The organism is Paenibacillus pabuli, assembly GCF_039831995.1.
GTDB lineage: Bacteria > Bacillota > Bacilli > Paenibacillales > Paenibacillaceae > Paenibacillus > Paenibacillus pabuli_C.
In genome coordinates this window covers 1,670,223-1,682,867 of record NZ_JBDOIO010000003.1, presented here as the reverse complement: position 1 = coordinate 1,682,867, position 12,645 = coordinate 1,670,223, and the positions used below count along the sequence as shown (strand labels likewise).

Sequence of the window (12,645 nt, the reverse complement as noted above, 5' to 3'; positions counted from 1 at the left end):
TCGGTAAAGCGAGGTGGATGGCTATGACAGTCAGCTGGATCGTCACAGGTTTGGGAATCATTGTCAGCCTCCTGGGTTATTATTTGACTCCAAGCGCTTGGGGTTACGGAATTTTGGGCTTTGGACTTGCACACGTCGTTTTGGGCGTGCTCGATATGTTCAGACAGCCCAACCGCAGCCGATATTAGATTGCTGTGCGTTAAAGCATTTTTGGCTACTGCAAAAAGCGGTGGTCGAAAATGCTTTTTCGTTTATTTACCCCTTCAAAATTAGACTTTTCCGGGGCGAATCCTCTATAATGTTACACAGAACAAATGATTAATTGAAAGGGTGACCAGATTGAGCTCAGAAAATTCGTTCGATATCGTGTCCAAAATGGACTTGCAGGAATTAACGAATGCCGTTACACAGACGGAAAAGGAAATCAGCACACGTTACGATTTTAAGGGCAGCAAAAGCAGCTTAAAACTGGACAAGGATGCATTGACAATTGTATCCGATGATGAAACCAAACTTAAGGCTGTCATTGATGTACTTCAATCCAAAATGGCTAAGCGGAATCTGCCGCTCAAAAACATTGACTATGGCAAAGTGGAGCCAGCTTCATCCGGCACAGTACGCCAGCGTCTGAGTTTTAAACAGGGAATTGATCAGGATATCGCGAAAAAGATCAATATTCTGATTCGGGATTCCAAAATGAAGGTGAAGAGTCAGATTCAAGGGGACCAGCTCCGGGTAACTGGTAAGAGTAAAAATGATTTGCAAGCCGTTATGCAGCTTTTGAATGGTGCCAATCTGCCTCTTGATTTGCAATATACCAATTTCAAATAAGTTTGTTACGTCCATTTTTGTTGTGGAAAAACGTGTTTTGACACTGCAATTGGCGTATATTATACTAAGTGTGCATTGCTAGCAATCAAGCATAAAGCCCAGTCATCATCGTTTTGCTGACTTTGTGAAAAGCAGTACACCTTTTGGAGGTCGCCGGAACGTTTAAAACGATTTTGCGTTTGAACGGTTGACTTTATTTTTTGCGTTTTTACATATGAGATCAGTGGTGTACTCAGTGAATTTTACATGTTCACCTTCCGGATGATGGATACGGGATTAAGATGATTGTTTGGAGTATTGGAGGATAAGAGGGAGGGCGTCTTGTGAATTTACCCAACCGGATTACGCTTGCACGAATTTGCTTAATCCCTTTTTTAATGGTGTTTCTGCTCGTGGACTTTCCATTTTATCCGGAGCCTTTGCAGATTGGAAGTTTATCGCTTCCGTATAATCAGCTGATCGCTGCCATTATCTTCATCATTGCAGCCAGTACGGATGGAATTGATGGATATCTGGCACGAAAAAACAATATGGTCACCAATTTGGGCAAGCTGCTTGACCCTCTGGCTGACAAGCTGTTAGTGACTGCAGTGCTCATTTCACTTGTTGAGATGGGTAAGCTGGATTCATGGATTGCTGTCGTCATCATCAGTCGGGAGTTTGCGGTGACGGGTCTTCGCCAAATTGCTTTGCTGGATGGATCGGTTGTTGCGGCCAGCAGCTGGGGCAAGCTGAAAACCGTCGTGCAGATCATAGCGATCGTTTTGCTTCTGCTTAACAACTTCCCGTTCTCTTATACCGGGGTTCATGTTGATGTTATAGCAGTTTGGGCCGCGGCGATTATTACAATTTGGTCTGGCATTGATTATTTCATCAAAAACAAAAATTTGCTTAATTTATCAAAAGCGTAAAAGTTTAAGGTAAAACGGGTAATTTATGAACAGCTTGCGCTCAGGGCAATAGGAAAACATCCTATTGCCCTTTGATCACTCACATTGTGTACAGGAGGATGCTGAATGAAGGCAGAAATTATCGCAGTCGGAACAGAGTTGCTGCTCGGACAGATCGTAAATACGAATGCCAGATATTTATCCCGCGAATTGGCTGCTATCGGGATCGACGTTTATTTTCAAACTGTGGTAGGGGACAATCTGAATCGTCTTAGTGAAGCCATTCAAATTGCCCAAGGGCGAGCTGACGTCATTTTCTTTTCGGGCGGTATCGGACCCACGCAGGATGATCTAACCAAGGATGCCATAGCGGCAGTGTTGGGACGCAGCCTACATATCGATCGGATGGCAATGGATAAAATCGAAAGCTTCTTCAGGGATCGCAATGTGGAGATGACAGAGAACAATCGGCGCCAAGCCATCGTGGTTGAAGGAGGGACCCCGCTGGCTAATGAAACAGGCCTTGCGGCGGGGAATGCCATCTCGGATAACGGAAAGCATTATATTGTCATGCCTGGGCCACCAAAAGAACTGATTCCCATGTTTGAGCAAGAAGTCAAACCTTGGTTGTTCCAGCATGTACTTACGAAAGAGATGCCAATCTATTCGAAAATGCTGAAATTTGCCGGGATCGGCGAGTCGGCATTGGAAGACCGTCTGCTTGATTTGATTGATAGCCAAACCGATCCTACGATTGCACCTTATGCAAGTGAGGGAGAAGTAACGGTACGGGTGTCCACCAAAGCCCCCAGTGAGAATGAGGCTAAGCAGAAGCTGGATGCCATGGAGGTACTCATACGGGAACGGTTGCCAGAACACCTCTACGCGAACGAGGATGTGCCTATAGAGTACACTATCGTAACGATGATGTCTGATATGGGTCTGACTCTAAGCGCGGCTGAGAGCTGTACAGGAGGGCTTGTCATGCAGAGTCTGACTTCGGTTCCTGGCAGTGCATCCATGCTTAAAGGCGGAATCGTATGTTATTCCAACGAAATAAAGGAAAAGCTGCTGAATGTTCCTCATGACTATCTGGAGGGGGAAGATGCTCCTGGGGCTGTTAGCCCTGAAGTTGCGAAAGTGTTGGCTGAGCAGGTACGCATGATCGGTGATTCCGATTTTGGTCTGGCCGTTACAGGGGTGGCTGGTCCAGGTTACTCTGAACGCAAGCCACCAGGTCTGGTTTTTATCGCTCTCGCTGAGCGGGGAAAAGAGACGGAGATTCACGAATTGCGTATCAATGGAAATCGGGAGACGGTCCGCATCCGTTCAACCAAGGCTATTTTATACCGTCTATGGCGGAAACTTGTTGCTATGGACTAGGTGACTAGGCATACCTAGAATTGCTTTTACAGGGATAATCAAGTATAATCAAAGCAGACGGAAGAACCGTAGAATTAGGCATTCAGCCTTATTTGCGGTTCTTTTTTCTGTTTTATTGCAAGTTTTGCCCAGGAAGAGGCGCCTCGGCCTTTTACAAAAAAACGAATGTATGTTCGAAAAAAAGCTTGGCAAACGTGTTAAAACAAGGTATCATTATCTTATAAACAGTAAAGGGTGTGAGCATATTGTCAGACCGTCGTGCCGCGCTTGATATGGCGCTCCGTCAAATAGAGAAGCAATTTGGTAAAGGATCTATCATGAAACTGGGTGAGTCAACTCACATGCAAGTGGAAATCATACCCAGCGGATCCTTGGCTCTGGATATAGCACTTGGAACAGGCGGCTTGCCAAAAGGCCGGATTGTTGAAATATATGGACCTGAATCTTCAGGTAAAACAACTGTAGCGTTGCATGCAATTGCTGAAGTGCAAAAAGTCGGTGGACAAGCTGCATTTATCGACGCCGAGCATGCTCTTGATCCAGCGTATGCAAGTAAACTGGGTGTTAACATTGATGAATTGCTTTTGTCCCAACCGGATACGGGCGAACAAGCATTGGAAATTGCCGAAGCACTTGTGCGCAGTGGTGCTGTTGACATTATCGTTGTCGACTCTGTAGCTGCCTTGGTACCAAAAGCTGAGATCGAAGGCGAGATGGGGGATTCCCACGTCGGTTTGCAAGCACGTCTGATGTCTCAGGCGTTGCGTAAACTGTCTGGTGCAATCAGCAAATCTAAAACTATCGCTATCTTTATCAACCAGCTTCGTGAAAAAGTGGGCGTAATGTTTGGTAACCCTGAGACAACACCTGGTGGCCGTGCCCTGAAATTCTACTCTACAGTTCGTCTGGATGTACGTCGTATTGAGAGTATTAAATCAGGCAATGACATCATCGGGAACCGTACGCGTGTGAAGGTTGTCAAAAATAAAGTTGCACCACCGTTCAAACAAGCAGAAGTAGATATCATGTATGGTGAAGGTATTTCCAGAGAGGGCAGTATCATTGATATTGGTACAGAACTGGATATCGTTAATAAAAGTGGTGCTTGGTATTCTTACGAAGGCGAACGCTTGGGCCAAGGTCGTGAAAATGCGAAGCAGTTCATGAAAGAGCATAAAGAGATTGCACAAGTGATTGAGCAAAAAATCCGTGAAGCAAGCAATCTGACGACGGTTGTTCCAGCTCCAACGAGTGAAGATCAACAAAAAGAAGAAGCAGAAGAACAAGAATTGTTTGAAATCAACGAGTAATTCTTCCGAGCAGGGAGGTTCCAGAAGGTGTTCACTTACTGGACTTCCCGGATTGGTGTGAATGAAATTGATCCGATCGTGTTTGGGGAGATGGCTCGTGTTCTGGTGCTGTCTAACAGCTCCTGTCCATTGGACAGGGGCTGTTAGCACATTTATTGAGAGAGCTGTGAGCCGGGTTGGATTCCCGGCTTTTTGCATTTTGGTCTGCTGTTTTCTTTAAGCAGATAGGTGTTTCATAATCAGGAGATAAAGAATTGAACAAAGAGGAGGGAGACCTGAATGGATCAACATGATGATGACTTGTACGAAAAAGCAGAACTGGAGGGAATCTCTCAATTCCCGGATAACGAAGAACTCACCATTACACGGGTAGAACGAACAAAAAGCAGGCAGGCCCGGTACCGGATCACGTTTGGTTTGTACTCGATTACTGTTCTGGAAGATGTAATGATCAAGTATCGAATGACCCGGGGCAACACGTTTGTGAAGAAGGATCTCGAGGAGATCATAGTAGCGGATGAGCGGCAGCAGACCTATGTGCAGGCGTTGCGCTATTTAGAGCACAAACAGCGTACTAGGCATGAATTAAGCCAGCGGCTCCGTCAGAAAGAATTCGCCGGACCGTTAATTGAAGAAGTCCTGGATCGGCTTGAGCAGGAGAAGCTGGTGGACGATGAAGGGTTTGCGAAGGAATGGACAAGGCAGCGTATGACAGGCCAGAGGAAGGGAAAACTGTGGATAAGGCAAGAGCTGCGTCAAAAGGGCATTGCCAATGAGCTCATCGTTGAAGCGCTTGAAGGCGTGGATTCGGATGTGGAGTTTGAGACAGCTTTGACCGCAGGGCGAAAGAAGTGGAATCAGGTCAAAGGGGACGTTGCGGAGAAAAAACGTAAAACGCTTCCTTTCCTGATGCGACGCGGTTTTCCTATGGATATGGTACGTAAAGTTGTGAATTGTTTAATTGAAGAAGATGAAGCCGAAGATTCTGAAGATGACGAGTTATTGCCATGGGATTAACAGAGACTACACAGTGTGCCTGCATTCTCTTGACAATTTCTTTCGTCAAATACTAAAATGGACATGAGTCTGTAAGAAATGGACAACCCTTTTTCCTTCCAAAAAAGCGGTTTCGGTTTCTTTGGATTTACCCTTCATGATTATGGATTCGCTGAAGACAGCGAATAGTACGTGGTAACATGTACACTTGAAATGAAAATCGGCGGGGGATCGCCGTAGGTATCGTTATTCCCAAACATATGTAAGTCTGAAAACAGCAAATTGACCCAAGGAGTGCCTTGGAGGAACCAACGAGGAGGTGAACAGTATGAATCCTGCAATCACGATCGTTCTCGTTGTGGCCGCGCTCGTTATTGGGTTCGGAGTCGGATATTTTATTCGCAAATCTCTTGCAGAGGCTAAAATCTCCAGTGCGGAACAAGCTGCCGTACAGATCGTTGAGAACGCGAAGAAAGAGGCAGAAGCACAGAAAAAAGAGACGGTGCTGGAAGCGAAGGATGAAATTCATCGCATTCGGGCCGAAGCTGAAAAAGACACTCGTGAACGTCGTAATGAAATTCAACGACAAGAAAGACGATTGTTGCAAAAAGAAGAGTCGCTGGATAAAAAGATGGAGTCACTCGAACGTAAAGAAGAGCAAGTGGCCAACAAAGAGAAACGAATTGATGAGACACAGCAGCAGATCGAAATGATCTACAAAAATCAGGTGACGGAGCTGGAGCGTATATCCAACCTCACCATGGAAGATGCACGCAGTATCATACTGTCCAACGTAGAACAGGAAGTTCGTCATGAGACGGCTCAAATGATCAAGGACATTGAACAGCAGGCGAAGGAAGAGGCGGACAAAAAATCCCGCGAAATTATTACCCTTGCCATTCAGCGTTGTGCAGCTGACCATGTGGCAGAGACAACGGTATCGGTTGTAACCTTGCCTAATGAAGAAATGAAAGGCCGTATTATCGGTCGTGAAGGACGTAACATCCGCGCGCTTGAAACCCTTACGGGGATTGACCTTATTATCGATGATACGCCAGAAGCAGTTATTCTGTCGGGCTTTGACCCGATCCGTCGTGAGATTGCCCGTACTGCCCTCGAGAAATTGGTGGCTGACGGACGCATTCACCCGGCACGCATTGAAGAGATGGTGGAGAAATCCCGCAAAGAAGTGGACGAGCGCATCCGTGAATACGGTGAGCAAGCTACCTTTGAAGTGGGTGTACATGGTCTGCATCCAGATCTGATCAAAATACTGGGCCGGTTGAAGTTCCGTACAAGCTACGGTCAGAACGTCTTGAAGCATTCGATGGAAGTCGCTTATCTGGCTGGACTGATGGCTGGCGAACTCGGAGAAGATGTTACACTTGCAAGACGTGCAGGTCTATTGCATGACATCGGTAAAGCGCTGGATCACGAAGTGGAAGGATCACACGTTGAAATCGGCGTGGAGCTGGCGAAGAAATACAAAGAACATCCGGTAGTAATCAACAGTATCGCGTCCCATCACGGGGATTGCGAAGCCACTTCGGTCATTGCCATGCTGGTTGGCGCAGCAGATGCGCTGTCTGCAGCAAGACCGGGTGCACGCCGCGAAACACTGGAAACGTATATCAAACGACTGGAGAAGCTGGAAGAGATTTCGGAATCGTTCGAAGGTGTCGAGAAATCGTATGCCATTCAAGCTGGACGCGAAGTTCGCGTTATGGTGCAGCCTGAGAAAATCGACGATGCGGAAGCATTCCGTCTCGCACGTGACATCACCAAGATGATCGAGAATGAACTCGATTATCCGGGTCATATCAAAGTCACCGTCATCCGGGAAACCAGGGCGGTTGAATACGCTAAATAGAGCTTTACGGAAAAGTGGCCGCTGTAGTGGGCCACTTTTCCTGTTGATAGCCCAGTAGGGGCATTTTAAGAAGAAGAATTGATGGGTTAGGAACGCCGCAAAGACTTGAGACTGATTACACCAAGCAAAACTTGCGGGGAATTAAGGAGGCAATGCAATGAAAGTACTGTTTATCGGTGATATTGTGGGTAACGTAGGACGTAAGGCTTTGAAGGAGAACTTGCCGTACCTGAAAACGAAATATAAACCACATGTGGTTATTGTAAATGGAGAAAATGCAGCAGCTGGCCGTGGAATCACGGGGGCTATTGCCAATGAATTTTTCAACTGGGGTGTGCACGGGATTACGCTTGGCAACCATACATGGGACAATAAGGACATTTTTGATTTTATAGATGACGAACCACGGATGATCCGACCTGCCAACTTTCCAGCAGGAACACCAGGCAGAGGATACACGGTGGTCAAAGGTGAAGGCAAGGAGCTAGCCATCGTTAATTTGCAGGGTCGTACGTTTTTGCCAGCACTCGATTGCCCGTTCCGCGTTGCGGATGAGATTGTGGATGAGCTGCGCCAGGATCACAAATGTATATTGGTCGATATGCATGCCGAGGCGACTTCAGAGAAAATTGCCATGGGCTGGCATCTGGATGGGCGTGCATCACTGGTCGTAGGTACACATACGCATGTACAAAGTAATGATGACCGTATTTTACCTGGTGGAACAGCATACTTAACGGATGCGGGCATGGTTGGACCGCGTGATGGTATCCTGGGAATGGAGCGTGAAGCGGTACTGCGAAAATTCTATACCCAGTTGCCGGTACGCTTTGTAGTGGATGACGGCAAGTGGCATTTCCACGGTGTTTTCGTTGAAATTGATGAGTCCACAGGTGCAGCAACCAAAATTGAAAAAATCCGTCTGATGGAAGACGAGTGGCGCATGGAATAGGGGTATCGTCCCATTTTGCAAGGAAACCCGTCTAAAAAGAAGGAATTTTTTTACCTCCCGCGAATAACATCTAGTAAGTGGAAACAAACATTCAACATTCCCAGGGAGGTACTTACCATGGAAGTATTAAAAGTTTCAGCAAAGTCCAATCCTAATTCCGTAGCCGGCGCACTTGCAGGAGTTCTTCGTGAACGTGGAAATGCTGAACTGCAGGCCATTGGAGCGGGAGCACTGAACCAAGCCATTAAAGCGGTAGCGATAGCCCGGGGATTTGTAGCACCAAGCGGAGTTGACTTGATTTGTATTCCAGCTTTTACAGACATTGTGATAGACGGTGAGGACCGAACGGCCATTAAGCTGATTGTGGAGCCCAGATAATACATGTGATGATGCATTGAACCTGTTTACAGAGTAGACAGGTTTTTTTGCATTCTGTCTATAGGCTAATTAAGTAAAGGAAATACATAGGGAGGGTTAATCATGGCCAAGTGGCACGTAGCCGATTTTCACTGTGATGCGCTCAGCAAGATGTTGTTGCAATCTGCCCTGTCCTTCGAGGATGGTTCAACACTGGATGTCAATCGGGAGCGGATGAAGCAAGGGAATGTAGAGCTGCAGGCATTTGCCATATACTTGCCAGAAGTGCTTGGCAGGGGCAAATTTGAACATGTCGTTGGTCAACTGGAAGTCTATCGCACACGTGTGGAGAAAACCCAGGAACGGCCTGAGGGTGTACAAAAGCTATTATGGCGGGAGCAGGTTAGTGAGATCGGCCAAACGATTAATCCTTGGGGTCTGTTGACGCTGGAGGGTGTAGACGGACTCGAGGGGAACCTGTTTTATCTAGAGCTTTGTTACCAAATGGGGGTACGGATCGTAGGGCTAACCTGGAATTATGCCAATTGGGCAGCTGACGGCGTGTTGGAGAAGCGCGGAGCCGGACTGACCGAGAGAGGCAGGGAGCTGGTTCGTCTTTGTAATCGGATTGGTATGCTGCTGGATGTGTCACATCTGACGGAGAAGGGGTTCTGGGAGCTTGCAGAGCTGAGTGAGCGTCCATTTATTGCTTCCCATTCCAACAGCTATACGGTTTGTCGGAATGTGCGTAATCTGAAGGATGACCAGATCCGGGCTATCATTGCACGGGATGGGCGAATCGGACTGACGTTTGTTCCCTGGTTTGTGAAGCAGGAGGGCGAGGTTAAAATCGAACATTTGCTGCCTCATATCGAACAGATCTGTTCGCTTGGCGGGGAGCAGCACCTGATGATGGGCTCCGATTTTGATGGAATACCCACGTACATTCAAGGTCTTGAACACACGGGCCAATATCCGAGGTTAATTGAAACGCTACTCCAACACTACGACGAAAAGTTGGTACGCGGCTGGATGTGGGATAATGCCATGAGTTATCTGGGCAATCATCTGCCTAAGGGGAATTTGAAATAAACACCAATTGCCTTAGCGTAAGCACAACCATTTAATACAGACTTTGTTACAAAATAAGGAAACGGTTCCTTGTAAAATAAGTGTATTTCATGAATTTTCACCAGTTCGTTTTCATTTCACGTTAAAAAGGGGTATAATACCATTGGATTGTTAAGAGCCTAATCGTAGGCCACAGATAAACAAGGAGTGAAATTCACGATGAGTAAAACAGTACCTGTGGGCGTATCTGCCCGTCACATTCATGTATCCCAAGAGCACGTTGAAATTTTGTTTGGTAAAGGCTACGAATTGACTGAGTTTAAACCTCTGTCCCAACCTGGTCAATTTGCTGCGAACGAAACAGTAGCAGTAATCGGTTCCAAAGGACAGTTTGATAAAGTGCGTATCCTTGGACCTGTGCGTCCTGAAACACAACTGGAAATCTCAATGACTGATTCTTTCGCCATTGGCGTTAAGGCACCTGTGCGCGAGTCTGGAAGCATTGAAGGTACACCCGGCATCACGATCAAAGGACCAGCTGGTGAAGTTACGATCGATAAAGGTGTTATCGTTGCTGCCCGTCATATCCACTTCCACACTTCCGATGCTGCTAAATGGGGTATCGAGGACAAACAAATGTTGAAAGTTCGCCTCGGTGGAGATCGTGGTCTTGTACTTGAAAATGTACTGGCTCGTGTTTCCGACTCCTTCGCACTGGACATGCATATCGACACAGATGAAGCTAATGCTGCAGGCGCGCGTAACGGCGACACTGCTGAAATCATCGACTAATCAAATGAACGTCACCTTCAACCGAGTTATTTCGGTTGGATCCACTTAAGAAACCCGAGTACATCCTGGAGAGCTGTTCTTAAACACAGCGAAGGGGTTGTGCTCGGGTTTTTATGTATTTTACGTCACTTATGAGGCAGAGTTTGTATGCTACGATTGTTAAACGACTGGCAGGTTGGAATGTGGAATTACAGCCCAGTTCATGTTATAATTTGATGTAATGCTCTTTTGGTGCATATTGTACGAAATCGATATGAATCCAAGAGAGGTAACGGATTTGGAAATATGAGATGGTGATCTTTTGATGTGGTTGCTGCTCATATTGAACGAATATACAACTGCCAGGTGCAGCGTATCGTCTTAAGAACTTGAAACTTTTATTAATAGAGGCTGTAAGGAGTGACCGAAGGAAATGGCTAAAGACTCAAAAAAGGATTACTCCCAGTATTTTGATTTCTCCGATGCCAAAGTAATTTCGCAAGATGAATTCAGCAAAAAGATTCGAATTCGGGGCCGTGAGATCAACATCAAGTCGGAGCCTAATCATCGTCAGGAGAAACAACGGGGCAAGGAAGACGTTCAGGTGCTCTATGAGAACGCAGTACCGGACGAACTAAAAACGATCGGTAAAGGCAAGCACTATATCGTATATACGTACGGCTGTCAGATGAACGAGCATGATTCGGAGACGATAAAGGGACTTCTTGAATCCATGGGTTATCAGGCAACCGAGGACCGCAAAGAAGCGGACATTATATTGCTGAACACATGCGCCATCCGGGAAAATGCAGAAGATAAGGTGTTTGGTGAGCTGGGTCACCTCAAAACGCTGAAGACGGAGCGTCCAGGACTGCTTCTCGGCGTATGCGGGTGCATGTCCCAGGAAGAAGGTGTCGTGAACCGGATCATGCAGAAGCATGGCTTCGTGGACATGATCTTTGGAACACATAACGTTCACCGGCTGCCTCATTTGATTCAGGAAGCACTCTTCAGCAAGGAAATGGTTGTTGAGGTATGGTCCAAGGAAGGCGACATTATCGAGAACCTGCCGAAGAAACGTGAAGGCATGCGCGGCTGGGTGAATATCATGTATGGCTGTGACAAATTCTGTACATATTGCATCGTTCCGTTTACGCGGGGCAAGGAGCGCAGTCGCAGACCGGAAGATGTGATCGCCGAGGTTCGTGATCTGGCAAGGCAGGGATTCAAGGAAATCACGTTGCTTGGACAGAATGTTAATGCTTATGGCAAGGATTTCACAGATCTGAAATACACCTTCGGCGACCTGATGGACGAAATTCGCAAAATTGACATTCCACGTGTACGGTTTACAACCAGTCACCCACGAGATTTCGATGATCGACTGATCGAGGTGCTTGCCAAAGGTGGAAACCTGGTGGAACACATCCACCTGCCAGTACAGTCTGGCAGCACAGAAGTGCTGAAGCGCATGAGTCGTAAGTACAGCCGTGAACACTATCTCCAGCTGGCGGATAAAATTAAAACTGCTATCCCTAATGTTGTTCTGACCACGGACATTATCGTTGGTTTCCCGGGTGAGACAGATGAACAGTTCGAAGATACGTTGTCACTGGTGCGTGAAGTGGGATATGACTTTGCCTACACATTTATCTACTCCCCGCGTGAAGGTACGCCTGCCGCGGTGATGGAGGATAACGTGCCGATGGAAGTGAAGAAGGAACGCTTGAAACGCCTAAACGAAACCATCAACGAATACAGCCACAGAAGCAATGAACAGCAGCGTGGCAAGATTGTTGAAGTGCTCGTCGAGGGTGAGAGCAAGCGGAATTCCAACGTCCTTGCAGGACGTACACGCAGTAATAAGCTGGTGCATTTCGAAGGACCCAAAGAATTGATCGGTACATTTGTGAACGTGGAAATTACCGATCCGATGACTTTTTATATCCGTGGCAACCTGCTCACCGAGCCGGTAGCCGCCAATCAGTAATACTCGAACACAACCAAATAAGATGAATCCGAGTGGCATGATATTAGGTTTTGGGCGTTACAGCGAAAGTAGCGAAGGGGACGGAATCGATTCTGTAGAAGCGGTAGCGTTCGCCTTTGTCCCGTAGTTCTAACATTTGATAAATTTAATCAGAGAAACTTGGGGACAACAGCGATCGGAAGAACGATCCGTAACCGTAGCGGTCTAATTAGCGGTCGTTTAGG

12 protein-coding genes are annotated in these 12,645 nt (G+C 46.8%); all 12 read left to right on the top strand.

The window, feature by feature from the left end; all coding sequences use genetic code 11:
* Window positions 1-23 precede the first annotated feature (23 nt).
* The 12 genes from ABGV42_RS09545 to miaB all read left to right on the top strand — a co-directional run bounded on the left by ABGV42_RS09545 (window position 24) and on the right by miaB (window position 12,421).
* A complete protein-coding gene (locus ABGV42_RS09545) occupies window positions 24-188 on the top strand; it encodes a hypothetical protein (protein ID WP_164764158.1) in 165 nt (54 codons plus the stop codon).
* Between the two features lie 151 nt (window positions 189-339).
* Window positions 340-831, top strand: coding sequence for a YajQ family cyclic di-GMP-binding protein (locus ABGV42_RS09540; RefSeq protein ID WP_095287698.1), 492 nt, complete (start codon window positions 340-342; stop codon window positions 829-831).
* 323 nt (window positions 832-1,154) lie between these two features.
* Window positions 1,155-1,742, top strand: a complete 588-nt coding sequence (pgsA, locus tag ABGV42_RS09535) for a CDP-diacylglycerol--glycerol-3-phosphate 3-phosphatidyltransferase (protein ID WP_347381470.1) — start codon at window positions 1,155-1,157, stop codon at window positions 1,740-1,742.
* 105 nt (window positions 1,743-1,847) lie between these two features.
* Window positions 1,848-3,104: a competence/damage-inducible protein A gene (locus ABGV42_RS09530; protein ID WP_347381469.1), complete on the top strand. Its 1,257-nt coding sequence runs from the start codon at window positions 1,848-1,850 to the stop codon at window positions 3,102-3,104.
* Between the two features lie 245 nt (window positions 3,105-3,349).
* Window positions 3,350-4,414, top strand: a complete 1,065-nt coding sequence (recA, locus tag ABGV42_RS09525; protein ID WP_347381468.1) for a recombinase RecA — start codon at window positions 3,350-3,352, stop codon at window positions 4,412-4,414.
* A 279-nt stretch (window positions 4,415-4,693) separates the two neighbouring features.
* Window positions 4,694-5,431 (top strand): regulatory protein RecX, encoded by a 738-nt coding sequence (locus ABGV42_RS09520; protein WP_347381467.1) that lies wholly within the window; start codon window positions 4,694-4,696, stop codon window positions 5,429-5,431.
* Window positions 5,432-5,738: 307 nt separating this feature from the next.
* Window positions 5,739-7,280 (top strand): ribonuclease Y, encoded by a 1,542-nt coding sequence (gene rny, locus ABGV42_RS09515; protein ID WP_153978046.1) that lies wholly within the window; start codon window positions 5,739-5,741, stop codon window positions 7,278-7,280.
* 157 nt (window positions 7,281-7,437) lie between these two features.
* A complete protein-coding gene (locus tag ABGV42_RS09510) occupies window positions 7,438-8,232 on the top strand; it encodes a TIGR00282 family metallophosphoesterase (protein ID WP_347381466.1) in 795 nt (264 codons plus the stop codon).
* 117 nt (window positions 8,233-8,349) lie between these two features.
* Window positions 8,350-8,610, top strand: a complete 261-nt coding sequence (locus ABGV42_RS09505; RefSeq protein WP_019005392.1) for a stage V sporulation protein S — start codon at window positions 8,350-8,352, stop codon at window positions 8,608-8,610.
* 102 nt (window positions 8,611-8,712) lie between these two features.
* Window positions 8,713-9,681, top strand: coding sequence for a dipeptidase (locus ABGV42_RS09500; protein ID WP_347381465.1), 969 nt, complete (start codon window positions 8,713-8,715; stop codon window positions 9,679-9,681).
* A gap of 198 nt (window positions 9,682-9,879) precedes the next feature.
* Complete coding sequence (pduL, locus tag ABGV42_RS09495) at window positions 9,880-10,452, top strand: phosphate propanoyltransferase (RefSeq protein ID WP_347381464.1); 573 nt, start codon at window positions 9,880-9,882, stop codon at window positions 10,450-10,452.
* Window positions 10,453-10,864: 412 nt separating this feature from the next.
* The gene (gene miaB / locus ABGV42_RS09490) at window positions 10,865-12,421 is read left to right on the top strand and encodes a tRNA (N6-isopentenyl adenosine(37)-C2)-methylthiotransferase MiaB (RefSeq protein WP_347381463.1); all 1,557 of its coding nucleotides are present in this window, start codon (window positions 10,865-10,867) and stop codon (window positions 12,419-12,421) included.
* Window positions 12,422-12,645 lie beyond the last annotated feature (224 nt).